Origin of the sequence: Aquimarina macrocephali (assembly GCF_051627225.1) — a bacterium.
Lineage (GTDB): Bacteria > Bacteroidota > Bacteroidia > Flavobacteriales > Flavobacteriaceae > Aquimarina > Aquimarina macrocephali.
The window spans coordinates 2436388-2462574 of record NZ_CP151795.1 but is presented as its reverse complement, the minus strand read 5'-3'; the positions used below and the strand labels follow the sequence as shown (position 1 = coordinate 2462574).

At 32.1% G+C, this 26187-nt stretch carries 27 protein-coding genes; 19 read left to right on the top strand and 8 right to left on the bottom strand.

The genetic code is table 11. The features are described 5' to 3' along the window. Window positions 1-224 precede the first annotated feature (224 nt). The 6 genes from AAFU52_RS10980 to AAFU52_RS10955 all read left to right on the top strand — a co-directional run bounded on the left by AAFU52_RS10980 (window position 225) and on the right by AAFU52_RS10955 (window position 3726). Window positions 225-1166: a 2-hydroxyacid dehydrogenase gene (locus tag AAFU52_RS10980; RefSeq protein ID WP_024769896.1), complete on the top strand. Its 942-nt coding sequence runs from the start codon at window positions 225-227 to the stop codon at window positions 1164-1166. Then, on the top strand, window positions 1160-1780 hold the full coding sequence (locus AAFU52_RS10975) for an HD domain-containing protein (RefSeq protein ID WP_438426421.1): 621 nt from the start codon (window positions 1160-1162) through the stop codon (window positions 1778-1780). The genes AAFU52_RS10980 and AAFU52_RS10975 overlap by 7 nt, the downstream gene beginning before the upstream one ends. Before the next feature lie 25 nt (window positions 1781-1805). Next, window positions 1806-2222 carry a response regulator transcription factor gene (locus AAFU52_RS10970; protein WP_024769898.1) on the top strand — a complete coding sequence of 139 codons (417 nt, stop codon included), beginning with the start codon at window positions 1806-1808 and terminating at the stop codon, window positions 2220-2222. 101 nt (window positions 2223-2323) lie between these two features. Next, on the top strand, window positions 2324-2845 hold the full coding sequence (locus AAFU52_RS10965) for a DUF4199 domain-containing protein (RefSeq protein WP_024769899.1): 522 nt from the start codon (window positions 2324-2326) through the stop codon (window positions 2843-2845). A gap of 24 nt (window positions 2846-2869) precedes the next feature. Next, on the top strand, window positions 2870-3328 hold the full coding sequence (locus AAFU52_RS10960) for a DUF1801 domain-containing protein (RefSeq protein ID WP_438426420.1): 459 nt from the start codon (window positions 2870-2872) through the stop codon (window positions 3326-3328). 11 nt (window positions 3329-3339) lie between these two features. Next, window positions 3340-3726, top strand: coding sequence for a VOC family protein (locus tag AAFU52_RS10955; protein ID WP_024769901.1), 387 nt, complete (start codon window positions 3340-3342; stop codon window positions 3724-3726). Between the two features lie 65 nt (window positions 3727-3791). On the opposite strand, the gene AAFU52_RS10950 is transcribed toward AAFU52_RS10955, so the two are convergent. Continuing rightward, window positions 3792-4214 carry a hypothetical protein gene (locus tag AAFU52_RS10950; RefSeq protein WP_024769902.1) on the bottom strand — a complete coding sequence of 141 codons (423 nt, stop codon included), beginning with the start codon at window positions 4212-4214 and terminating at the stop codon, window positions 3792-3794. 208 nt (window positions 4215-4422) lie between these two features. Between AAFU52_RS10950 and AAFU52_RS10945 the strand changes: the two genes are divergently transcribed. From AAFU52_RS10945 to AAFU52_RS10925, 5 genes are all read left to right on the top strand, one after another. Continuing rightward, window positions 4423-4815, top strand: coding sequence for a TM2 domain-containing protein (locus tag AAFU52_RS10945; RefSeq protein WP_024769903.1), 393 nt, complete (start codon window positions 4423-4425; stop codon window positions 4813-4815). 83 nt (window positions 4816-4898) lie between these two features. Next, window positions 4899-5222, top strand: a complete 324-nt coding sequence (locus AAFU52_RS10940; protein WP_024769904.1) for an ArsR/SmtB family transcription factor — start codon at window positions 4899-4901, stop codon at window positions 5220-5222. A 21-nt stretch (window positions 5223-5243) separates the two neighbouring features. Then, complete coding sequence (locus AAFU52_RS10935; RefSeq protein WP_438426419.1) at window positions 5244-5729, top strand: DUF6428 family protein; 486 nt, start codon at window positions 5244-5246, stop codon at window positions 5727-5729. Continuing rightward, complete coding sequence (locus tag AAFU52_RS10930) at window positions 5730-6227, top strand: GNAT family N-acetyltransferase (protein WP_024769906.1); 498 nt, start codon at window positions 5730-5732, stop codon at window positions 6225-6227. Window positions 6228-6286: 59 nt separating this feature from the next. Next, the gene (locus tag AAFU52_RS10925) at window positions 6287-6715 is read left to right on the top strand and encodes an arsenate reductase ArsC (protein WP_035091335.1); all 429 of its coding nucleotides are present in this window, start codon (window positions 6287-6289) and stop codon (window positions 6713-6715) included. Window positions 6716-6884: 169 nt separating this feature from the next. Here AAFU52_RS10925 and AAFU52_RS10920 read toward each other — a convergent pair whose 3' ends face one another. From AAFU52_RS10920 to AAFU52_RS10905, 4 genes are all read right to left on the bottom strand, one after another. Then, entirely contained in the window at window positions 6885-8096 is a 1212-nt protein-coding gene (locus AAFU52_RS10920) for a mechanosensitive ion channel family protein (protein WP_438426417.1), read from the bottom strand. A gap of 124 nt (window positions 8097-8220) precedes the next feature. Further along, on the bottom strand, window positions 8221-10029 hold the full coding sequence (locus tag AAFU52_RS10915) for a GNAT family N-acyltransferase (protein ID WP_024769909.1): 1809 nt from the start codon (window positions 10027-10029) through the stop codon (window positions 8221-8223). A gap of 53 nt (window positions 10030-10082) precedes the next feature. Next, window positions 10083-11336: an aspartate kinase gene (locus AAFU52_RS10910; protein WP_024769910.1), complete on the bottom strand. Its 1254-nt coding sequence runs from the start codon at window positions 11334-11336 to the stop codon at window positions 10083-10085. Window positions 11337-11385: 49 nt separating this feature from the next. Continuing rightward, window positions 11386-11865, bottom strand: coding sequence for a GNAT family N-acetyltransferase (locus AAFU52_RS10905; RefSeq protein ID WP_024769911.1), 480 nt, complete (start codon window positions 11863-11865; stop codon window positions 11386-11388). A 175-nt stretch (window positions 11866-12040) separates the two neighbouring features. On the opposite strand from AAFU52_RS10905, the gene fbp reads away from it, so the two are divergent. The 5 genes from fbp to AAFU52_RS10880 all read left to right on the top strand — a co-directional run bounded on the left by fbp (window position 12041) and on the right by AAFU52_RS10880 (window position 16501). Then, window positions 12041-13039, top strand: a complete 999-nt coding sequence (gene fbp, locus AAFU52_RS10900; protein WP_024769912.1) for a class 1 fructose-bisphosphatase — start codon at window positions 12041-12043, stop codon at window positions 13037-13039. A 240-nt stretch (window positions 13040-13279) separates the two neighbouring features. Continuing rightward, a complete protein-coding gene (locus AAFU52_RS10895) occupies window positions 13280-13633 on the top strand; it encodes a fructose 1,6-bisphosphatase (RefSeq protein WP_024769913.1) in 354 nt (117 codons plus the stop codon). An 18-nt stretch (window positions 13634-13651) separates the two neighbouring features. Next, on the top strand, window positions 13652-14476 hold the full coding sequence (locus AAFU52_RS10890; RefSeq protein ID WP_024769914.1) for a hypothetical protein: 825 nt from the start codon (window positions 13652-13654) through the stop codon (window positions 14474-14476). Then, the gene (locus tag AAFU52_RS10885) at window positions 14463-14957 is read left to right on the top strand and encodes a Rab family GTPase (protein ID WP_024769915.1); all 495 of its coding nucleotides are present in this window, start codon (window positions 14463-14465) and stop codon (window positions 14955-14957) included. Before AAFU52_RS10890 ends, AAFU52_RS10885 begins: the two co-directional genes overlap by 14 nt. A 2-nt stretch (window positions 14958-14959) precedes the next feature. Further along, window positions 14960-16501: an ATP-binding response regulator gene (locus AAFU52_RS10880; protein WP_024769916.1), complete on the top strand. Its 1542-nt coding sequence runs from the start codon at window positions 14960-14962 to the stop codon at window positions 16499-16501. A gap of 32 nt (window positions 16502-16533) precedes the next feature. Here the strand turns inward: AAFU52_RS10880 and AAFU52_RS10875 are convergent, their stop codons facing one another. Continuing rightward, window positions 16534-16965 carry a fructose 1,6-bisphosphatase gene (locus AAFU52_RS10875; protein ID WP_024769917.1) on the bottom strand — a complete coding sequence of 144 codons (432 nt, stop codon included), beginning with the start codon at window positions 16963-16965 and terminating at the stop codon, window positions 16534-16536. A gap of 651 nt (window positions 16966-17616) precedes the next feature. Next, window positions 17617-18429 carry a hypothetical protein gene (locus tag AAFU52_RS10870; RefSeq protein WP_438426416.1) on the bottom strand — a complete coding sequence of 271 codons (813 nt, stop codon included), beginning with the start codon at window positions 18427-18429 and terminating at the stop codon, window positions 17617-17619. Between the two features lie 692 nt (window positions 18430-19121). On the opposite strand from AAFU52_RS10870, the gene AAFU52_RS10865 reads away from it, so the two are divergent. Together AAFU52_RS10865 and mfd are read left to right on the top strand one after the other, a co-directional pair. Continuing rightward, window positions 19122-20264, top strand: a complete 1143-nt coding sequence (locus AAFU52_RS10865) for an aminotransferase class V-fold PLP-dependent enzyme (RefSeq protein ID WP_438426415.1) — start codon at window positions 19122-19124, stop codon at window positions 20262-20264. 247 nt (window positions 20265-20511) lie between these two features. After that, window positions 20512-23871, top strand: coding sequence for a transcription-repair coupling factor (mfd, locus tag AAFU52_RS10860; RefSeq protein ID WP_438426414.1), 3360 nt, complete (start codon window positions 20512-20514; stop codon window positions 23869-23871). Between the two features lie 78 nt (window positions 23872-23949). Here the strand turns inward: mfd and AAFU52_RS10855 are convergent, their stop codons facing one another. Then, complete coding sequence (locus AAFU52_RS10855; RefSeq protein WP_438426413.1) at window positions 23950-25320, bottom strand: hypothetical protein; 1371 nt, start codon at window positions 25318-25320, stop codon at window positions 23950-23952. Between the two features lie 243 nt (window positions 25321-25563). On the opposite strand from AAFU52_RS10855, the gene AAFU52_RS10850 reads away from it, so the two are divergent. Further along, entirely contained in the window at window positions 25564-25884 is a 321-nt protein-coding gene (locus AAFU52_RS10850; protein WP_024769922.1) for a hypothetical protein, read from the top strand. Window positions 25885-26187 lie beyond the last annotated feature (303 nt).

The following is a 26187-nucleotide window of genomic DNA, read 5'->3' as shown; positions in this document are numbered from 1 at the left end:
TTAAGCAGTATCTTACTTTGGCTTATAAATACTCTAAATATTGATAGTTCTTCTTTGGAATTTTGATCACACACATTAAGTCATAAAAGAAAACAAAACACAAGAATAAAATGTGATAAAATGATGACCTCATCTTAAATATTTCTAAAATTAAGGGATGATACATACCAAAGATACTGTATCTAATCTTTTATTAACTAATTTTGATGATCTATACAAAATATATGAAAATACTTCACCTCGATACAAACCATCCTCTGCTTTTAAGTCAACTCAAACAAGTTAGTTTTCAAAATGATGAAGATTGCACTTCTACAAAAGAAGAGATCGAATCCAAAATTCATAACTATAATGGAATTATCATAAGAAGTCGATTTGCCATTGACAAAACTTTTTTGGATAAAGCCAAAAACTTAAAATTTATAGGACGTGTAGGTGCAGGATTAGAAAATATCGATATCGAATACGCAGAGAAATTAGGGATCAAACTATTTAACGCACCAGAAGGGAATCGCAATGCAGTGGGTGAGCATGCACTGGGAATGATATTATCGTTATTTAATAAATTAAATAATGGAGATCATAGTGTACGAAACGGACAATGGCTTCGTGAAGAGCATCGTGGTGTAGAACTCGATGGAAAAACGGTGGGTATTATCGGGTACGGTAATATGGGTAGAGCCTTTGCAAAAAAGTTACGGGGTTTTGCTGTGGAAGTTATTTGCTATGATATTAAAAATGATGTAGAAAACAGTGATGCAACACAAGTAGATCTTGATGAGTTCTTTGAAAAAATCGATGTTTTAAGTCTACACACTCCAGAAACTCCAGAGACTATAGGAATGATCAATAACACATTCATCAATAAATTCAAAAAACCATTTTGGCTCATCAATACTGCCCGAGGAAAAAGTGTAGTGACTGAAGATCTGGTTAAAAGTATAAAAGAAGGAAAAATATTGGGAGCAGGACTAGATGTTTTAGAATATGAAAAGTCATCTTTTGAGAATTTATTTACTTCAGAAAAAGATATGCCAAAAGAATTTAAAGAACTCCTTAAAATGAATAATGTAATCTTAAGTCCACATGTCGCAGGTTGGACCATAGAATCTAAAGAGAAATTAGCACAAACGATAGTTGATAAAATTAAAGCAGAGTTTTGTTAAAAGAAGTATTCATAACGTTATTATCCAATTACATAAAGGATACCGATTATATAGAATCCTTATGGGTCGATGTTGTAAAGTATCATGGTAAAAAGAACAGATACTATCATAATCTTTCTCATTTAGAACACCTTTATCATAAACTGATCGAAGTCAAAAACGATATCAAAGACTGGAATATGATCTTATTTGCTCTGTTTTATCATGACTATATTTATAATGTACTAAAACAGGATAATGAGGAACAAAGTACAAAAAAAGCGACAGAGATATTACATTCCTTATCAATTGATAAACATCAAATCCATCTCTGTAAAGAAATCATCTTAGCTACTAAAGGACATCATGTTTCAGAAAATAATGATATAAACCATTTTACCGATGCAGATCTCTCTATATTAGGAAGTGATTGGAAAAACTATGAGATTTATTACAAAAATGTAAGGAAAGAATATAAGTACTATCCTGATTTTATGTACAATAAGGGACGAATCAAAGTTTTAAATCATTTTATAAATATGCCAGCCATCTTTAAATCTGAATACTTCTATAAAAGGTTTGAAGCTAATGCAAAACAAAACCTTCAACAAGAAATTGATTTGCTTTCAAATTAAATTTCAGTTTTACTACATTTATAGAGTGAGGAAAACAATTTTTACTTTCGCCGCTTTAGTCTTAGCAATACTAGCTCTTTTTCAGTTAAGTAAATACACTGTTATTGCAGGTGATTCATCAATAGAAACTGTAATTGCCATAATCGCTGTTATTTTTTTTGTAATTGGTATAGTTATAAATAAAAGAGTCCTGCACAAAAAGAAAAATCCTGCACAGGAAATAGATTATCAAAAGATTGAAGAATTAGGATTAAGTAAACGAGAATATGAAGTCTTATGTCAAATTGCTATGGGGTTATCAAATAAAGAGATAGCCGAAAAACTCTTTGTTTCAGAAAGTACTGTAAAAACTCATGTTTCGAATATGTTGGTAAAACTAGATGCAAAACGTCGTACCCAGGCCATACAAATTGCAAAAGAACTACAAATCATACCTCTTTAAAGGGTTTCAACCCCATATATTGTAAATTTCATACTTTAGTATGAATGCTATTTATTAGCCTAAATTTACTTTTGGAGCTAACAATAAATACATATAAATCAATGAAAAATACAATTATACGTTATGGATTACGAAGTGCCATTACTATATGTTTGTTAGCACTTGCAGGGTGGTTTTTAGGGAAAAACCTGGATTATTCTATTCAAGAAGTAATCGGGTATGCTGGTATTATAATATCACTACTTTTTGTGTTTCTTGGTATTAAACAGTATCGGGATAAAGAAAATAATGGTATCGTTTCTTTTGGAAAAGCATTATTGATAGGTATACTTATCACTCTTATTGCTGCTTTGGCATTTGGGATATTAGATGTAATTTATATAAAATACATTAATCCGGATTTTATGGCAGAATACTACTCGCATTATGTTGAACAAATGAAAAACTCTCTCCCACAAGCCGAACTTGAAATTAAATTGGCAGAATTAGAAGCTCAAAAAGAGTTATTTTCTAACAGGTTTATGAGCTTCTTTTTAATGTTTGCTACCGTATTTATGATTGGATTTATAATTTCATTAATTTCAGCACTAATACTACAACGTAAACCAATGCCTGGTAATTAAAAAATAATATAATAAAAAAATAGTATGCAATACGAAGCTAAAACACCAGATGAATATATAGAAGCTATACCTGAAGAAAGAAAGGAAGCTATGAGTATGCTTAGAAAAATAATAAAAGATAACCTGCCCAAAGGTTTTTCTGAAGTCATAAGCTATGGTATGATAGGATATGTTGTACCACACAGTTTATATCCAGGTGGGTATCACTGTGATCCTAAGCTGCCATTACCATTTATGAATATAGCCTCTCAAAAGAATTTTATAGCAGTCTATCATAGTGGTATTTATGCAAATCCCAATTTAATGAAATGGTTTACTGATGAATACCCAAAATATGTAAAAACAAAATTAGATATGGGTAAAAGTTGTATTCGATTCAAAAAAATAGATCAGATTCCTATGGAACTGATAGGAAAATTAGCAACTAAAATGACTCCAAAAGAATGGATTCATATTTATGAATCGAACGTAAAAAAACAATAAAATATAAACAGATGAAAAAACGAGTAACAGGAATTGGCGGGGTGTTTTTTAAAACAGCTGATCCGAAAAAAACAAAAGATTGGTACAAAGACCATCTGGGTTTTAATACAGATGACTATGGCTGTACATTCTGGTGGAAAGACAAAGAAGGTAACGATTGCTCTACACAATGGAGTCCTTTTAAAGACGATACTACTTATTTTGCACCGAGTAAGAAAGAGTTTATGATGAATTTCAGGGTAGAAAACCTGACTGAACTTCTCAAAGTTCTTAAAAGTGAAGGGGTAACTGTTATTGATAAAGTAGAAGAATATGAATATGGAAAATTTGGATGGATCGTTGACCCAGAAGGTAATAAAATTGAGCTTTGGGAACCAATAGACAAAGCATTCTTATAAAACATCTTAACAAAAAAGGTTGGCTATGTAGCCAACCTTTTTTATATATAATTTCATTTAGAATATTACATAAAGAATAAAAGAGATGCTACAATCATCCAGCAGCCAACTATTATCCCTATAATACCAAGCTTACCTTGTTTTGGAGCCAATTTCTCTCTAAGGCGATTTGCTTTTTCTTTTGCCTCTTCACTTTTGGATAAAAAATATTTACTGATGAGACCAAATCCAAGCATAAATCCTAATGTTGCAGAAACTATATTACCTGCTAACAAGGTTATCCACCAAATAGGATATGTTGTAAGCCATCCCAGATTTAAAATTGCAGAAATAATACCCCAAATACCCCAAATACAAAATATAAATCCAATCCAACCCTGGTAAGGTTCGATTTTTTCTAAAAGCTCTTTTGCATTTGGTTTTTTAGATAATAATAATGATGGTACTGCAAGAATACTTAAAACGATTAATGAGATTCCCCATATCATAGTTTTCAAATTTAAAAGGTTAGTGTTTCTTTTTTTATTCAAAGTTGTTATACCAAATATAACAATAAATATGACTTATCAAAATACAGCATACTATAGCTATCCTATATACTAATAATTTACACTTACAAACATTCTTACTAATCTTCTGATTTTTAATTGATATTTTTTTGTAATTTTCTCCAAACTAATAAATCATTTTAACAACATGAGTGAAGAAAACAACAACCTAGGAGACGATATAAAAAAAGGAGCAGAAGAAGCTGCAGAAGCGGCAAAAGATTTTGCAAGTGATGCTAAAGAAGTAGCGAGTGATTTTGCAGAAGAGGCTAAGGAATTTGTTAATTCTACGGATAACAAAAAAATGCTGGCGGGTATCTTAGGGATACTTTTGGGTTGGCTAGGAATCCATAAGTTCATTTTGGGGTATAATAAAGAAGGCATTATTATGCTTATTTGTGGACTTCTTGGTTTTTTTACCTGCGGAATTACTTCTTCGATTTCTGGAATTATAGGATTAATAGAAGGTATTATGTACCTCGTAAAATCTGACGAAGAGTTTTATCAAACATATCAAGCTGGTAAAAAGCCTTGGTTCTAATAATAATAAAAGCTGGAAATTTTAACTTCTGGCTTTTTTATTTCACTTTGTTATCGTAATATTGCGATATTATAATATTGGTTATGGGAATTACTAAGACGCAAATATTCGATCAACAACAAAATGAATTGGCACAGTTTTTCAAAATACTAGGGCATCCCGCACGTATTGCTATTCTTCAATATATCAGCAAACAAAACGCTTGTATATGTAATGACTTGGTTGAAGAAATAGGATTAGCACAAGCTACAATATCTCAACATCTTAAAGAACTAAAAAGTATAGGCTTACTTAAGGGAGAAATCGAAGGTAAAAGCATGTGTTACTGTATCGATATTGATCGATGGACTACTTTGCAAAAAAATCTAAACTCATTTTTTAATACGACCAAAAAGAATTGTTGTTAAATATATTAATTACCAAAAATTATGAATACATCAGACTTTATAACACTATTAGCAGAACATCAAGATAAATCATTACTATTCGAATATGCCCCGGGAATGTTGGCAGGAACTAATTACCACATCACCGAAGTAAAACATATTACCGTAGATTCTGTAGATTGTGGTGCCGGTACCGATTTCTGGAAAGAGACTATTATTCAACTATGGGAGAGCCCAGATGAATTAGGGAAATCACAGTATATGAGTACCTATAAAGCTCTGGGGATATTAAGAAAGGTAGGAAAGATGAAATCTTATGAAATGGATGCAGTAGCAAAAATAGAATATGGAAATGCTATGTTTCATACTGCACAATTACACATTGTAGATTTTGAAATCAAAAACGATCAATTGATACTGAAACTTACTGTAAACCCCACAGATTGTAAAGCAAAAGAAGCTTGTGGAATTACAGAAAATAATGCTACAGAAGCTGATTCTTGTGCTCCGGGTAGTGGTTGTTGCTAGATGGACACTACACTAAAAATAGCATATTTTACCCAAAAGGATTGGCCTGCAATCTCTGCAATCTATAAAGAAGGAATGGATACAGGAATTGCCACTTTTGAAACCCAGGTACCTACATGGGAAACATGGGATGTTTCGCACATAAAATCTTGTAGAATTAAGGCTATCAGTAAAAATACTATTGCAGGTTGGGCAGCCTTATCCCCTACCTCAAAAAGAGAAGTATATAAAGGAGTAGCAGAAGTTAGCATTTATATAACATCAAAATATAGAGGTTTGGGTATAGGTAAACTACTTTTATCCAAATTAATTGAGGAAAGCGAAAAGGCAGGATTCTGGACCTTACAAGCAGGTATATTTAGGAATAACAATGCGAGTATTGATTTACATAAATCTTTAGGATTTAGAGAAATAGGGTATAGAGAAAAAGTAGCGAAATTAGATAATGTATGGCACGATAATACCCTTTTAGAACGAAGAAGTAAAATAATAACATAACCACAATAAACACCACAAATTCTCTTCTAAAAAGAGAATAACCAAAAACAAAAACGCTTATGAATATTTTAGTATTATGCACAGGTAATTCTTGTAGAAGTCAAATGGCAGAAGGATATTTAAAACACTTTGCCAAAGACAACGCAACTATTTATAGTGCCGGAGTAGAAACACATGGGGTAAATCCCAAAGCAATAGCTATTATGCAAGAAGATAGCATTGATATCTCTACTCATACTTCTAATAATCTCGATGAATATCTAGATGTGCAATTTGATTACATTATTACGGTGTGTGATAATGCCAAAGAAAGATGTCCTTTCTTTCCTGGCAAAGCAGAAAGATTGCACTATAATTTCTTTGATCCATCAAAGGTAGAAGGTACAGAAGAAGAAATTCATACTGCATTTACAAAAACCAGAAATCAGATTAAAGAATATTGCAAAGATTTTGCAGAAAAAAATATACCGAAAACGGTATCTAAATAAATACAACTTGGGTTCTGATAAGACTCCCTAAACAAGTATATCTATAAAATCTTGAAGGTCGCATTGGCCTGAACAACTAAAAAAGATCGCACAAAAGTTAATTTTTGTGCGGTTTTCATTTATAAAACATTCTTTGATATTCTATTTACAATTAGAAAAATAAAATCTATTATTTTTCTACCTTAAATCCAGACTTTATATAATTTTCGGGAACATTCTCTGGTGGCACAGTCAATACATTTCCATCTCTTATCGCTTGATAATGTGGTGACAATATTTCGATTTCCGCATGATGAAGTTCATTCTTTAAATTCTCATGTAGCATCGAATAAATCAATGCTGCTTTTTCGGGATTTTTAGTGTATGCATTAATTTCATAGCTTACATAAAAATCATCAAGGCTTTTAATCAAAACAAATGGTGAAGGATCTGGTAAAATCAAGTCTGTTTTTTTTGCCCCTTCGACCAAAGCTTTCAATACATTATTACTTGAGACATCATACCCAATAGTAACCGAAGTATGTAATATAATTCCAACATCATCAATAGCATTTTTGCTGAAATTAACAATGTGGTTTCCCAAAATAGACGAATTGGGAATAGTAATATCCAAATTTTTAATAGTTTTTACTCGTGTTACCAATAGGCTTCGATCTGTGATATCTCCAATGGTCTCTCCTATTTGTACGCGATCCCCTACTTTAAATGGTCGCATATATGTAATTACAATACCTGCTACAATATTAGAAATAGCAGAGGTAGATCCCAAAGAAAATAATACTCCGAAGAAGATAGATACTCCTTTAAATGCCGGAGAATCTGAGCCCGGTATATATGGGAAAATTATAATTACCGCAAAAGCAATAATAATAACTCTTAGAAGATTAAATGTTGGGCGTGCCCAATCTGCATGAAATCCTTCTAATCGAACCGCTTCTTGCTCTAATTCATTGGTAACATATTTCAAAAAACGAAGTAAATATTTAGTAATAAAGAAAATAACAACGATAAAAAACAAATTAGGAATAAACCCAATAATGCCATCATACAGAAATAACAATGGTTTTTTTATATATCCCAAAACAGTATCTGCATATACTTTAGTTTGTGGAACCAAACTAAACATAAAAGGAAGATATAAAATCAAAAAGGCAATACTGACAGCTATTCTAAATAGCCTAATTACAATCTTGAGAATATGTCGTTCTCTTCTTGGAGTAATAAACTTGAAAAATTGAATAGCTTTATTACTACTAAAAAAAATATTGGTCTCTAGTGTACTAGCCTTCTTTTGCAGCCATCTAAAAATCCTACGCATTACATAGAAGAAGAATAAAATCCCTACAAGGGCAATAGCAAAATATACGTATTCAATAACCATAACCTAGCAAATTAAGTCAATTCGAAACACTACTGAAGTTACTTTAATTTTTGCTTTTTTAAAGACTAAAGGAGAAAAAATTATCAAGAAAATCTAATCTTAAAAATAATATATGATGAGAATTTTATTTATCCCCATTTTTAAAATACTTCTTCTCTAATTCTGCCTGAAATTCTTCCATAACAGGTTTTACAGTACTATCAGGGAGATCGGCGATACGAATATACATCAAACCATCAACCGCATTATTAAATAACGGATCAACATTAAACGCTACTACTTTAGCATTTTGCTTAATATATTTTTTAATTAAAACCGGAATACGAAGACTTCCTGGTTCTACTTCATCGATAATTTTATCAAATTTATTCAGATCACTTTTACTTTCATCAAAAACGAAATCTTTATCAGCATCTTTTAATTTTACTTTAAATTCTTTTTTAGGTCTAACATATTGTGCCACATAAGGGTCATAATAATGAGATTTCATAAACTCTATCATCAGAGATTTAGAAAAATTACTAAACTTATTACTAATACTAACTCCACCTATAAGATACTTATGCTCTGGGAAACGAAGTGTGCAATGTACTATACCTTTCCAAAGTAAAAATAATGGCATAGGACGCTGTTGATATTCTTTAATGATAAAGGCTCTACCCATCTCGATAGATTCATTCATCATTTTATGCAATTCTGGTTCAAATCTAAATAAATCCTGAAGGTAAAACCCGTCAATACCACGGTTAGCATAAATCTCTGACCCCATACCCATACGATACGCTCCAGCCATTTTTTTGGCTTCGTTATCCCATAAAAACATATGATGATAATATTCATCAAAAGGGTCCAAATCTAAAGAGTTATTAGTTCCTTCCCCAATTTCTCTAAATGTAATCTCTCTAAGCCTTCCTATTTCATGAACTACATTTGGGATATGCTTTTTCTTTGCCAGAAAAACTTCATAATTCTTACTAATCAATAATCGTTTATCATGATCCCTACAATATTGTAATTCTAATTCTATTGCATTGATATTTCCTTCAACAGCTATTTCTTTAGGTGATTTTGGTAGTTTTAAGTTTTGAGGAATCGATTCTCTTAATGTCTTTTTTTCAAAAGGATTGGCTAACATATACGTTTTCTTTCGCAAGAAATTCGTAAAATCTTCAAGGTTAGTATGTTCTCCCTGATCTTTTACTGATACCGGGTTACCAATTCGTACTTTGATTACTTTATTTTCCTGAGAAAAAAGTTCACTCGGTAATTTGGCTGTTTGTAAGATACTACTTATAGATGACAGACGATAAAAAAGCCTGCTATTACGAGCATGAAAATATATAGGGATTACAGGAACCTTTGCTTTTTGAACCAATCTCATCGCACTCGGTTCCCAAGGCTTGTCTACATAATTCTTACCTTCTTTAAAAGTAGATACTTCTCCTGCCGGAAAAATACCTAATGGTTTGCCCTCTCTAAGATGTAAAATAGCTTCTTTGATTCCTTTATGACTAGACTTTGCTTCTTTTCTATCCTCAAAAGGATTGACAGGCATAACATAAGGCTCTAATGGTTTAAAACTATGTAACAAAAAATTTGCAATAATTTTATAATCAGAACGATGTTCTACCATTAATTTTAGTAATACTCCGCCATCAAGTCCTCCTAGTGGATGATTTGATAATGTAATAAATGGACCTTCTTTTGGTAATCGTTTTAAATCTTCTGCCGGAATTTCAAAAGTAACTCCATATAAGTCAAGGGTCTTACTTATATACTCTAGCCCTTCTAAATGACTAAGTTTATCATACTGTCGATTTATTTTTGATATTCGGGTAATCTTAAGAAGCACCCAACCAATAAAGGTGCCTATAAAACCAAGTTTATCCATTTTGAGCCCTGCGGCTACTTCTCTTGCTGTGACTATAGGCATTAAATACAATTTGTGCTAACTGCAAATATAGCAAAATCCTTGAATTGATATCACTAATCTCGGGATACCATTTGATAAGTCTCTCTGGTTATTTGTTTTAGCAAAATATCTTTATTTTTTTCTAAAGAGGTAATAGCTTCATTTGTAAAGTGTCTAATCGTAAATAAGGACACATTTGTATTATAAGTAACTCTAAATTTTGCTTTAAGTTTACCTAAAAGTTTTTCAAAATGATCAAACTTATCGTCAAGACATACCGAAAAACTAATTGCAGAATTCTGAATAAGATCTACTTTTATATGGTATTGATGAAAAAGGCTAAAGATTTCACTAATATTATTTTCGACGATAAATGAAAAATCCAAAGAAGAAAGTGAGACTAAAACCTGATTTTTCTTCACAATATAACAAGGCAAATGAGGGTCTAATGGTTGACCTTTCTTTACAGAAGTCCCTTGATCAACAGGATTAAGAAACGATTTAACATATAGCGGTATTTCTTTACGCTGTAAAGGTTGAATCGTTTTTGGATGAATTACAGATGCTCCATAAAAAGCAAGTTCTATAGCTTCTTCATAAGAAATATGAGACAATAATTGAGTTTTATCAAATACCCTGGGATCTGCATTAAGGACACCAGGTACATCTTTCCAGATACTTACACTATCTGCACTTAAACAATACGCCAAAATCCCGGCAGTATAATCACTCCCCTCTCTACCCAAAGTAGTGGTGAAGTTATTCTCATCAGATCCAATAAACCCTTGAGTAATACTAAGACCATTTTTATTAATCTTTTGGAGTATCAAGTCTTGGGTAGTTTCCCAATGTACTTCGGCGTCTCTATAGACCGTATCTGTTTTAATAAAATCGCGTGCATCTAACCACTCATTTTGATATCCTTTGTGATTTAGGTACTCGCTTACAATGGTAGTCGATATTAGCTCTCCATAGCTTACTATTTGGTCATAGACATAATCATACTGAGTTGACTTATTTCTATTCAATGTTGTTTGCATGTCTAGTAAAAGTCCTTCAATTCTATTAAAAACAGGATGTTGTTTGTTTTCAAAAAGTGTTTCTAAAATTTCGTTATGATATACCTTCAGATCCAGAAGTGATGTTTTGAGTTCTTTACTATTATTAATATATAATTTGACAATATCTTCCAAAGCATTGGTTGTTTTTCCCATTGCAGAAATAACAATAACTAGATTAGAAAACCCCGTTTTCTCAAGTACATTAAGTACATTTTTTACCCCATTAGCATCCTTTACAGATGCACCCCCGAATTTAAAAACTCTCATTAATCAAGTGTTTCTTTAATAATAATTATATAATGTTATCTTGAAAGTATTATGATTCTGATACAAATTTATTAACCCCATCTTGATCCATTTGAACCAAGTACCAATCTTTTAAAAGCTTTGCTCCGCTTTTTTCATAAAAATCAATAGCAGGAGTATTCCAATCCAAAACAACCCACTCTACTCTTCGTACTCCTTTTGATTTAGCGTATTTTAATACTTCTTTGTATAATGCACTACCTAAACCAGTTCCTCTCATAGATTTTTTAACAATAAGATCTTCTAAGTGAACAGAGCGCCCCTGCCAGGTAGAAAACCTATAATACACCAGGGCTATTCCTACTATTTCACCCTTTACCTCGGCAACAAAACAATGAAAAAGGGGACGATCACCAAAACCCTCACGTATAAGTTCTTCAACAGTTATTTCGACCGCATCAGGCTCTTTTTCAAAAATTGCCAATTCTTGGATTAAACCCAGCACTTGAGTCATATCTTCTTCCCTGGCATCTCTAATCACATAGTTCATAAAAAAAGTTTATCAAAACTATAAAATATGTATTAGAAATCAGACAATTTTCTAATGTTATGCAATCACATTATGTGTTTTTATAATTCTTAATGAACTTTAATAATTAAAACTCCCGAAAACGTTATAGTTGCCTAAAAAATAATACTTTTGCAGCAAATAAAATTCACCATAAATGACAAGAAGAAATCAGACCCTAGGAGAATTTATCATAGAGAATCAAAATGATTTTCCGTATGCAAGCGGAGAGCTTTCTCGTTTGATCAACTCAATTCGATTAGCTGCAAAAATGGTGAATCATGAGGTAAATAAAGCAGGGTTAGTAGATATTACAGGAGCTGCCGGAGAAACCAATATACAAGGTGAAGATCAGCAAAAACTAGATGTTTTGGCTAATGAGACTTTTATCAACACTCTTACAAATAGAGAAATTGTATGTGGAATTGCCTCTGAAGAAAACGATGAATTCATTACTATAAAAGGGCAAAAAAACGACCATCGTAATAATTATGTGGTTCTTATGGACCCTTTGGATGGAAGTTCTAATATAGACGTTAATGTTTCTGTGGGAACCATTTTCTCGATCTATCGCAGGATAACCCCTACGGGAACTCCTGTAACTCTGGATGATTTTTTACAACCCGGTAATTTACAAGTGGCAGCAGGATATATCATTTATGGGACCTCTACTATGCTTGTATATACTACAGGTCATGGTGTTAATGGTTTTACATTAAACCCTGCATTGGGAACATACTACTTATCACATCCAAATATGAAATTTCCGGATAACGGGAGTATATATTCGGTAAATGAAGGAAACTATATTCATTTCCCACAAGGAATTAAAGATTACATCAAATATTGCCAGGAAGAAAAAGAGGATCGCCCATACACTTCTCGATATATTGGTTCTCTGGTGAGTGATATTCACCGTAATATGATAAAAGGAGGTATATATATGTATCCAAATACTTCAAAATCTCCTAATGGAAAACTTCGTCTTTTATACGAGTGCAATCCTATGGCTTTTATTACCGAGCAAGCGGGTGGTAAAGCTAGTGATGGATATAGACGAATTATGGATATTAAACCAACTCAACTACATGAACGTACTCCTTTTATTTGTGGTAGTAAAAATATGGTTGAAAAAGTAGAGTCATTTATGAAATAAGTCTAAATAGATCAAAATAACCTTATTTTTTACTATCCTTGTATATCGAATATTTGTATTTTTATAAAACTTCGTATACCCTCACCCCAAATTAAAAGTAAAACGTACAACACAATCTTTTTAAAAGAATAGGATTTTGAATTGATGAAATTAACATTATCGCCATTATAGCGGCTTTTTTAACGTTTTTATGTTAATTTTACGTAAGTTCAAAATTAAGAATCTAATAAACCGATTAAAATGGCTAAAGAAAATAAAGCTGTTGAAGAAAAAGTTGCTGATGACCCTTCTTCAAAAATAGAAGCAATAAAGAATCTAATCTTTGGGGAAAATATTGCTGCTTATAATTCAGAGTTTGAGAAAGTAAAAAAAGAAATTACTTCAAAAAAGAAAGAACTTGAAGACTTTATCGATGATACGCGTAAAGAGCTAAATCAAGCAATTGACAATCTAAGTACAGATATAAATATCAGAATCACCGAATTAGAAGATAATTTAGCTGATAAAACTGATATGCTGGATACCAAAAAAGTTGATAAAAAAACGTTGGGAGATCTTCTTATCAACCTTGGTGAAAAAATCAACCAAAAATAATCCAATCTATCCACAGTTATGGAAGAGCAGGATAAACTTAAAATTCTTAAAGAACTTCTTTTTACAGAAGAACACGAATTTGCTGACTCCATTGCTCAAAAAGTTGATGATTTAACCAAAATTGTTCATCAAAAAAAAGAACTCTCCCATAAAGTTGATCCTATTATTGATGATAAACTAGAGGAATTTGTACAGGAAATCCCTAAAACCTTAGGACCAACTATTACAGAAACGTTACGAGAAGAAATTAAGAACTCTCAAGATGCCGTGGTAGAAGCATTATTTCCTATCATTGGTAAAATGATCAAGAAATACATCGCTCATGAAATGAAATTATTGAGCGAAAACATCAGTAGAAAAACAAAAAAAGCTTTTTCCTTTAGAAACTGGTTTCGTAGAACTAAAGCTAAGGTTCAAGGAGTTAGTGATGGTGACCTTGCGATTACAGATTATGCAAAACCAAGGCTAATCCAAATGTTTGTTATCGAAAAAAACTCTGGCATATTACTTGCAGATTACAGCCCGTTATCAGAAGGTACTATAGATAAAGAAATGGTTGCCGGAATGCTTACAGCAATAAAAAGTTTTGTTGAAGATGCTTTTGAAGGAGGAAATCAAAATTTAGAACTCATAGAGTATGAATTGTATACTATACACATACAAAATTTTTATTCTTATTATGTAGCTGCTGTAATTTCTGGAGCATATACTATGATGTTTAAGGAAGTTCTTGAAGATCAGATTATAGATTTTGCCAAGAATAATATTTCTAGCAACGATTTAGAAAACAGTACCATTTTTACTAAAAAATTAAAAAAACATTTTGCAGATGAAATTGTCTAAAAAAGTAGTCCTTTTGGGACACTTTGGTGTCGGAAAAACGTCTCTATTCAGACGTTTTATGGACAACGAATTTTCTGAAGAATACAAGGTAACCCTTGGAGTCCAAATAAAAAAGAAAGTGATACAACTGCCCGATGGCAGAGAGTTATCTATGATCATCTGGGATACAGAAGGGCATTCTATTAGCATAGAAGATACCAGAAAATCATACCTTCTGGGATCACACGCCTTTATTTATGTCTTTGATCTTACCAGAGAAGAAACATATGCAACCCTTACTAAGGATCTCGAATACCTTAAAGAAAACTACATAAAAGTACCCGCCAGAGTATTAGGTAATAAACTCGATCTGGTTAATGAAAAAGAAATTAGAAGTCAACTTACAGCAAAAAACATTCCTTTTGATGGTCTAACCAGTGCTAAAACAAATAAAAATGTCGAGAGTTTCTTTTTAGATTTAGCAGATGAAATAACCAAGTGAGTATGACAAAACATCAGAACGACCATTCGCAATTTAATCCACAAGTACAAATTATCCATGTTACTTATGATAGTATCATTACAGAAAGTGATACTACTTTTTTTAATTGGAAAAAAGGTACACTAATTTTTGATGCCCATCCCTTTTTTGAAATCCTGCGAGAATTTGAAAAAAATACCTCTTCTGATAAAAAAGCATTAAACTTTCCTTGTATTCATCTGGAAGATGGAGAAACAGAAAAAATTTGCGACATCACACTTACTCTTGAAAAAGAAGAAATCATAATTATTCTTTTTGATTACACAGGAAAATATAAAGACCTGAATCAAATTGCACAACAAAAAAACGAATCAATTTTATTAGCCAAAGAGCTAGAACTTAAGAACAAATATCTTCTGGAAAAAGAAGAATTTAAGAATAGTTTTATTGCTAATATCAATCATGAGATAAGAACTCCTCTCACAAGTATATTAGGTTTTGTAGAAGTCCTGGAGAAAACCAAACTAACTTTCGAACAAGAGGAACTTGCCAGAATTATAAAAAGAGAAAGTCTTCATCTTAACGCACTTATAGATGATATGATTGATCTGTCTAAAATAGAATCTGGTAAACTAAAAATTGTAGAAGAACGTTTTGCTTTTTACAGTTTAATAGATGGATTTCGTGAGTCTTATTCTAAAGTAGCAGAAGAAAAACAAATTACTTTTGAGACTAATATAGATCCCAGCATTCAGGAATATCTTATCGGAGACAGAACCAGAATATATCAGATTTTAAATAATATCCTGACCAATGCTTTTAAATTTACCGAAGAAGGAAAGGTTATTCTTTCGGTAACCAAAAATTATCAACGTACCAATAAGCTAAGTCTTAATTTTAAAATTGAAGATACCGGGATTGGTATCATGGAAGAAAACATCCCCTATCTTTTTGAGCGATTTACTCGTTTTGATCACGATAAACGTATTTCTGGCACAGGACTTGGGCTAGCAATAGTAAAAAACCTGGTAGACCTCTTAAACGGAGAAATAAAGGTAACCAGTGAACCCGAAAAAGGGACCACATTTAATATAAAGCTTCCATTTAAGTTTGAAATTATAAAAGCAGCTCCAGAACGAAAGAAGAAAAAATATACATTGCCAAAAAGTGCAACTAAATATAGAATCCTGGTAGTAGAAGATGAAGAAATAACACAATACCTAATTATGAAGGTATTGATCTCGCAAGGTAACTTTTTTGTCGATATTGCTATTAACGGTGAAGAGGCTATTAATTATATAGAACGGCGCAAGTATGATTTGATTTTAATGGACCTTACAGTTTCTAAAATCGATGGGTATCAGGCTACGCATATGATTCGAAATAATTATGGAGATAAATTTATATCTGCAATACCTATTATTGGTTTTTCTGGTAAAGCTAATGATGTAGCTAGAGATAAATGTATACGGTCCGGGATGGATGATTTTATAGCAAAACCCTTTGAGCAGGAAGAATTGATCTATAAAATCACAAAACAAATAGCAAAAAAGGCAGCCGATTAAGCTGCCTTTTTTTATCATTTAAAATAGATACGTTATCTATTCATATTTTTAACCTCTTCTTCAAAAGTATCACTGTCTACTCCCTGATCAACCAGATTTAAAGCTTTATCAACTATGTATTTTGCATTTTCTGGATTAAACCCTAACCCAATACTCAGTTTTTCTAATAAAACTACCTGACCTTCACCCTTTACATGATCTGCATAAACCATTCTAGACAAATCATACAATCGCTCAAGTCTTCTTTCATAACTTGTAGGAGGATTAATAGGATGTGTACTATAATCTTTTAAAATCTCCTTGTAATCATTCTCAGAAATACCCAGTCTGGTGGCTAATTTATCTAAAAAAGTCTTCTCTTCGTCAGTAATCACTCCATCACTCATTGCTATTTTTACAATTGCTGCAAAATGGTCCTGGTTTCTTTTCTGAAATCCGCTATCAAATAAATCAGATATTGACATTGTATACTTTTATTTAATTTGCCGCAAATATAACTAAACTATATACCTTTTAAAATTAATAATTGTCATTTTTTAATTTAAACCCACATTATGGAATAGAAAATCTATTACACCTCGAAACTATAGTGAATTTGACAAAAAACAATAACTACTCTACTCTATCTCACAACGTATCCTAAACATTCAAAAAAAACATATATCTGGACTAAAACATTCTAACAATGATTTTAAATTTAGTTGTATTGGGATTATTAATCAATTCTTTAGAAAAAATCTGAGTATCCTATCTTTCCCTTGACTCATTTACAAAAAACCAATCTCCGTAAACTCCTGTTATTATTGACTTTACAGATATTTTAAATTTTTGGCACGGCAATTGTTTATACTATATCCAAAGAGATATTAATAATTTAAAAATCATAAAATATGAAAACTTTATACGTTAAATTCGGATTAAACTTTAAACCATTTATTAATTTTATAAAACAACTACCTGCGTCTTCTAGTTATGCGATACACCGATAAGCCATGAGAAGATATAGGATCGTACCACTCTCATCGGGACTGGTATATAAAATGTAAAAAAGCGAGGTAATTTTGATCTCGCTTTTTGTTTTTGCTTACATTTTTCTATTATTTAAAGTTTTAAATTTATTTCAACAACAAACCTTCTATTTTTTTCAATCGATCCTCTAATGCTTTATTTACTTTTTGTTGTTCTTTTAATTGTTTTTCCTGTGCAATAGTATACAATGTAAGCTCTTCGATTTTTTCGAGAAGCTTCATATTTATAACCCCTAGCTCTACACCATTTTGCTCCATTTCGGTTGCAGAAGGAATATTAGGCAAATGTCCTTTTTCTTTAATATGCTGTTGTACTTCTTCTATAGTTAACAGATCATACTCTTTAGTAAACACATAATCGGGTGCAGGAACGCTTAGGTCAATTTTTACTTCCTCGGCATGGATTTTTCCCTTTACAGTGAGTTTAGAATCTGGAGAATCAGTACCTATACCTACTTTTCCATTATTAGTTATAATAAGTTTATTACTATTATTTATCCTTAGAGAAAGCATTGTAGGAGAGTTCAGAAAGGTATTTCCATTACTTTTTTCCTGGAGCAAAGCATAATTACCCACTTGGGATTGATCTAATGTATTAGTCCCAAAATAAATATACGCAGCACTATATGGCCAGTTATTAGTAAATCCATTTGTAAAAGAAACACCATCTTCATTAATCACTAATTTATCACTATTATTTATTCTTAGAGAAAGCATTGTAGGAGAGTTCAAAAAGGTATTTCCATTACTCTTTTCTTGGAGTACAGCATAGTTTCCTGCTTGAGATTGATCCAATGTATTAGTTCCAAAATAAATATACCCGTTATTTGATGGCCAATCTTGAGCCTTAACACCAAAACTTATCCCAATTAAAGCAAATATTAAAATTGTTTTTTTCATTTCTTTTTATTGTATAATCATTATAAACATGTAAATCATGTTTTTCGAATGCTATCTAAATTATTGTTTCATATACCTTCTATTCTGAGGCGACAAAAAGAAGGTTCAACTATAAAAAATGTTGAGGTATTCCCATAAGTTGAAATTTAAATCGTTAACAAAAACTTAATCCACAACTACTTTTATTAATAAATCTAATCAGAAATCTATTTTCTTTGTACATTACAGTAATAAAACCCTCCCATGCCGAGACACGGGAGAATTTTAAGAATTGCAAAAAATCAGCTAATAGCTGAAAAATAAAGGGGTAACCCTACCCTACATAGTCCAAAATTTCGTCCCGACTTAGTCCTACCCTGATCAGGATTTAAAATTGGATTTGTTATCATTGCAATTGTTTTATAGTGCAATAATAAAACATGCCAGTTTCGTTTTTCGGGACTGGCAAAAAAAATCTTCTTTTTTTTGATATTTTTTTCTTCTTGTTTAAAAAAAGCCCCCTATATCCTTATTTTATTGATCATCCAAAAAGATTCAATTTTATATTTTTATGCTATTTTCTGATTAACGAAACTAAATTCTCGTATAATTAGGATAGTTTTAACTTTGATCAATATCATCACATATTCCTAATGCATATTTTTACAGAAGGCAATAGTCATTACGCTTTTTACATTCAACAAAAGATACATATGCAACATCAAAAACACCTCTTTGATCTATCAGACAATATCACTTATTTAAATGGGGCTTATATGGCTCCTCAATTAAAATCTGTAACAGAAGTTGGTCTTGCCACTATTATCCAAAAAGCTAAACCAAATGAAATCACACCCGAAGATTTTTTTACCCAGAGAAAGGTATTAAAACAACGTTTTGCTACTTTGGTCGATGCTCCTAATCATAAAAATATTGCTATTATACCCTCGGTGTCCTATGGCATTGCTAATGCCGCTAACAACATCCCCATCCATCCCAGAGATGAAATTATAATAGTCGATGAGCAATTTCCCAGTAATGTATATGTCTGGCAAGAGGTAGCAAAAAAACATAATGCTTCTATAACGGTAATCAAACCTCCAAAAAGTTTTAAAGACCGAGGGGCACTATGGAATCAGAATATTCTGGATACGATTACCAAAAAAACTGCTGTTGTAGCGATGCCACATGTGCATTGGGCAGACGGTACGTTATTTGACCTAAAGGCGATACGCGCAAAAACTGAAGATGTAAATGCTTTTTTAATTATTGATGGAACGCAAAGTGTGGGAGCCCTTCCTTTTTCTGTTTCAGAAATTAAGCCCGATGCTTTGATTTGTGCAGGATATAAATGGTTACTTGGTCCCTATTCTACCGGAGTAGCATATTATAGTGATGCTTTTAATGAAGGAACACCTATAGAACATAACTGGATGAACCGTTATAATAGCGAGGATTTTACTGGATTGACCCAGTATGAAGATCGCTACAAGGAAAAGGCCGCCAGATATTCGGTTGGTGAATCTAGCAACTTTGTATTAACCCCGATGTTGATTCGCGCTTTAGAACAATTGATCGAGTGGTCACCAGAAGCTATCCAGGAATATTGTAAAACAATCTCTACAACTGCGATACAACATCTTAGAAACTTAGGTTGTTTTATCGAAGAAGATCATTATAGAGCACATCATCTTTTCGGTATTTATTTACCAGATCATATAGATTTAGAAAGATTAAAAACCAAACTAAAAGAAGAAAATATCTTTATTTCTTTTCGCGGTAATGCCATACGGGTTTCTTCGAATGTGTATAATTCTGAAACAGATTTTGATCGATTACTAGCACAATTTGGTTAATGTAAGTTAAAACAGTTTTTTGGCGTGCCCTTCCGGTCGGGCTATCTGCTATATCTTTTGTTTATAAAAAATCCCCAAACAGTTTTAAACCCGAATTATGCATTAGAACACAACAGCTTGAATTGCAAAATATAGCAAACAAAAGGATACCGCTACTATCCCTCACGCATTACAATTTAACATAGAAATTTAAAATCCTTTTGCCAGAAATCGAATAGCTCTTATATTTGCTACAAAACATCATTAAGTGAGTGTAAATTTAATCTCGCAAATTGTTGCACAGTCTCGGCAATTGCAGAAACTGGGAGAAGCTATTGCCCAGTCTGAAACAAAAATACATCTGCAAGGTGGTGTTGGATCATCATTATCATTTATTATTCAAAACAGCTTTACCCAAGCCGAAAAACCATTTCTCTGCATTTTTAATGACAAAGAAGAGGCTGCCTATTATCTCAATGATCTCGAACAATTACTTGGGGATAAGAATGTTCTTTTTTACCCTGGGAGTTATCGTAGACCTTACCAGATTGAAGAAACCGATAATGCAAATGTACTACTAAGAGCCGAAGTACTTAATCGTATCAATTCTAGAAAAAAACCAGCATTAATCATCACGTATCCCGATGCATTGTTCGAAAAGGTAGTAACCAGAAAAGAACTGGAAAAAAACACCTTAAAAATTAATGTTAATGATACACTTTCACTCGATTTTGTAAATGAAGTATTATTCGAATATCAGTTTCAAAGAGTAGATTTTGTTACTGAGCCAGGAGAATTTTCGGTTCGCGGAGGTATTGTAGATGTGTTTTCCTTTAGCAATGACGAGCCCTATAGAATCGAATTTTTCGGCGATGAAGTTGATAGTATTAGAAGTTTTGATGTAGAAACTCAACTATCTACAGATCAAATCAAAAAAATCTCTATCATCCCAAATGTTGAGAACAAAGCATTGCAGGAGACCAGAGAGAGTTTCTTAAAATATATTGCCTCAAAAACTGTAATTGTCACAAAAGACATCGACCTTCTTTCTGCCAGAATTGATAAAAATTTTGAAAAAGCAGAGGAAGCATTCAAAACACTTTCTAAGGACATCAAACACGGTACTCCTACCGAACTTTTTACTACATCAGAAAGTATCAAAAAGCAATTATTAGATTTCACATTGATCGAAATCGGTAACCGCCCTATTACCAAAGCAGATTATGCCATAAAATTTGATACCAAACCACAACCTTCTTTCAATAAACAATTCGATTTACTGATCAAAAACCTGAATAAAAATAATGAAACAGGCTATAAGAATTATATCTTCTGTGTAAGTGAACAACAGGCAAAGCGTTTTCATGATATTTTTGACGATGCAGATCTTGATGTAAAACAATATGAAACCATTGTTTTTTCTGCTTTTCAAGGGTTTATTGATCACGACCGTAAAATTGCCTGCTATACCGATCACCAGATATTCGAACGTTACCATAAGTTTAATCTTAAAAATGGATATGCCAAGAAACAGGCGATCACTCTAAAAGAACTTACTAATCTGGATGTAGGTGATTATGTAACTCATATCGATCATGGGATTGGTAAATTTGGTGGATTACAAAAGATAGATGTAGAAGGCAAAAAACAAGAAGCTATCAAACTAATCTATGGAGAAAGAGATGTACTATATCTAAGTATTCATTCGCTTCATAAAATTTCAAAGTTTAATGGTAAAGATGGCAAACCTCCACAACTATACAAATTAGGTTCTAAAGCCTGGAAAACGCTTAAGCAAAAGACCAAAGCTCGGGTAAAGCATATTGCCTTTAATTTGATTCAGCTATATGCTAAACGGAAACTGCAAAAAGGATTTCAGTACAATCCAGATAGTTATTTACAACATGAGTTGGAAGCTTCTTTTATATATGAAGATACCCCCGATCAAAGTACAGCTACAGAAGCAGTAAAAGCTGATATGGAAAGTGAACGCCCAATGGACCGTCTTATTTGTGGAGATGTTGGTTTTGGTAAAACCGAAGTCGCTATTCGGGCAGCATTTAAAGCTGTTGATAACGGGAAACAAGTAGCTATTTTGGTACCAACTACAATTCTTGCTTTTCAGCATGCAAAAACTTTTAGAGAACGTCTTAAAGATTTCCCGGTAACTGTAGAATATATAAATCGTTTCCGCTCGGCAAAACAAAAAAGAGAGACCCTCGAAGATCTAGCCGTAGGTAAAGTAGATATCATTATTGGGACTCATCAACTGGTTAACAAAAATGTAAAATTTAAAGATCTCGGATTATTAGTTATTGACGAAGAGCAAAAATTTGGTGTATCGGTAAAAGATAAACTCAAGACCATAAAAGAAAATGTAGATACTTTAACTTTAACCGCTACACCAATCCCAAGAACCTTACAGTTTAGCCTTATGGCAGCACGGGATTTATCAACCATTACCACTCCCCCTCCCAATCGTTACCCTATTGAGACCAATGTGATACGGTTTAGTGAAGAAACAATACGAGATGCCGTAAGTTATGAAATCCAGCGAGGTGGCCAGGTGTTTTTTATTCATAACCGAATCGAAAATATTAAGGAAGTTGCGGGAATGGTACAACGATTAGTTCCGGATGCCAAAGTAGGTGTTGGCCACGGGCAGATGGAAGGGAAAAAACTAGAAAGTCTTATGCTTTCTTTTATGAACGGAGAGTTTGATGTTTTGATCTCTACCACTATTGTAGAAAGTGGATTAGATGTCCCAAACGCAAATACCATTTTTATCAATAATGCCAATAATTTTGGGCTTTCTGATTTACATCAGATGCGAGGGCGTGTAGGTCGAAGTAATAAAAAAGCATTTTGTTATTTTATCACTCCTCCTTATTCTGCCATGACCGATGATGCTCGTAAACGTATTACAGCACTAGAGCAATTCTCAGAACTAGGAAGTGGTTTTAATATTGCCATGAAAGATCTCGAAATTCGTGGAGCAGGAGATTTGTTAGGAGGAGAACAGAGTGGATTTATCAATGAAATTGGTTTCGAAACATACCAAAAAATCCTTAATGAAGCCATCGAAGAACTCAAAGAAAACGAGTTTGCAGAATTATATAAAGAAGAAGCAACAGACAAAGTATATCTAAAAGACACACAGATCGATACCGACTTCGAGTTGTTATTCCCTGATGATTATATCAATAATATTACCGAACGACTTAGTTTATATACCGAGCTTAATGGGATCAAAGAAGAATCAGACTTGCAGGAGTACGAAAAACGATTGGTAGATCGTTTTGGCGAATTACCGGATCAGGCAATAGATTTATTAAATTCGGTTAGAATAAAATGGATAGCTACATCTATTGGGTTAGAAAAAATTATCATGAAACAAAATAAGTTGATTGGCTATTTTATTAGTGATCAACAATCTGGTTTTTATCAAAGTCCGGCATTTACATATGTATTACAATTTGTACAACAGAACCCTGGGATTTGTAAAATGAAAGAAAAGAACACTAGAAACGGGTTACGCTTATTATTAACTTTTGAAAATGTTATCACTGTAGATAAAGCACTGCAAGTATTGCGACCGTTACAACCTAAGATTGATATTGAAGCGTAATGACAATAAATAACATGAGTTCGATGTAATTTTCTGTCGAACTCATGTTATTTAAAAGTATCAAAAGGTTTGACAAAACTAATAATTATAGTTTTGAAGCTCCTTAATCATTTTTTCAAAATCTTCATTCTTTTTAAAAGACTTGTTGTAATCAGGATTTTTAAAAGTCAATGATTCTGTAAACTTCGTATCGCCATTTTCAGAAGAGTTCACATCTACGAAAAAATTTTCATAAGTAAAACCGTTTGAAAAAATGGTCTCTTCATATTCCAAATCTTCTACCTTAAAATGAGAATAGAGATCAAAAAACTCCTGTGGTAGTTTTGGCGTAGTTTGATATACATGTTCATTACTTTGGAAACTCCAACTATCATAACGAAATTTTTTCTCTACAAAATCGCTTATTCGATGTGACCACCTTGATAATTTTGAACTATATTTTTGATTCCCTGTAAACTCAAAAGCGTTTATAGAACTATTGATTAGTTTGAAATCAGTATTGTACGGCAAAATAGTTACAGTCTCAAGCTTAGGAGATTTTCTTGTATAGGAATAACTATAGTTTTCTACAGTATTCGATGTATGTATATTAATAGAAAAATTATAAAAACTCTCTAAGACACCAAAATTAGACGCTGCCTCGGTTTCAATTTTGCTAAACCAAGTTGTTGAAAATCTTTCTTCTGGCGCAAGATTAGCACTCAAATCTTTAGAATAAGTATTACCGTCATTTGGTAAATTAATAGGAATATACGAATCGAATTCTTTTAGTTCACTTCCATCAACAATAATTTCTTGTTGATCTTGTACTTTATCGATAAAAAAATATTTTGATTTTTCTGACTCAAAATGGACAGTAATTAAAAATTTATTCTGGTTCTCATTGAATGAAATAGGATCATAATCTATTGAGTTGGCAGTTTCAGAAGAGGAACTGCTAATACCACCTTGGGTTGACGATATCTGAACGCTATTATGTCCGCTAATATTTTGAATTTTCAAGGAGAAACTTTTCGAACCCTTGTTTGTTCCTTCTCTGTTAGTGATTACACTACTAGTATCAAAACCTTCAAAATTCCAGATTGTTCCTTTTTTAATATTAAAAAACGATCTCAAAAAATTAACTTGTGAAGACTCTCTGTTTCTGTACATAAATCTAGAAACTGTAAAAGATTCTTTTTCTTCTCCTCTTTTTGCTTTAAAAACGTATTCTTTATTATTTTCTATTTGGGTGTGAGCCAAAACATTTCCCTCGTTATCATTAAGAATAAGGTAACCCGAATTCACTATTTCACCAATATAAAATTCATTTACCTTTAAAGTAAAATAAGTAATACTGTCATTTACAGGATCGGTTTCGTTATTTGTATCTGAATTAAGTACTGGTTCATCATCTTTTGAACAACTAATGGTAATGACCAGTAAAGCTAAAAATAATAATTTTTTCATGATATTGTTTTCTATGGTAAAACACCTTTGGAATATAAATGTCTTAACATAGATAAATGTTACTCTGTTTTATGGAAATCTAAAATTTCTGTACTGATTTTATATTTTTTTAATCCAAAAACCATTCGCCGACAAAAAACAACACTTTAACGACAGTTTTAATGTGTTTTATCGACAAATACCTTTTAACGAGGTATATATTTTTAATTTCATCATAATTATAATAATAAACGAACATCGATTATGAACGTAAGAGAAGAATTTAGTTTTTTAAAAGATCCCTGGAAACAATTACAAAAGATAAATAATCGAGTTAATCAATTGATAGATGACCTTAATACTAATAAACTGTATGCAATAAATTATTCAAACCTAAAGAGAAGGTTTACAGAAGAAATAGAAAATTACAAAAACAATCCAGAATTGATCGATATAGAAGAATTTTCTATGAATTATTCTTTTGGGTATCATTGCTTTAACAATATTGATGATGTATACAGTAAAGAAGCAATGTACATCGAAGTTAAAAGTTATCTAAGGACACTAAAAATAAGAATAGCTTAGTATTTCTTAAACTTTCTTAATCTGTATTCAAAATCAATCAATAATTTACATAACCACCAATGCCTTATCATCATCACCAATAATTAATACACTTTCCTAAAACATACAGGAATTACTATTAGCATAACTGCCACTACCTCCAACCTTAAAAGTGTTGAAAAACACAAGTATATTATCTATAAAAAGTAATTTCTAAAAAAATTCATAACACATTCAATAGAATAATCCCTATATTTCGAATTCTGTAAATTCTTTCACAAACCCTTGAAAAGTATTGCTATACTTGGATTGTCGGGCTAATGA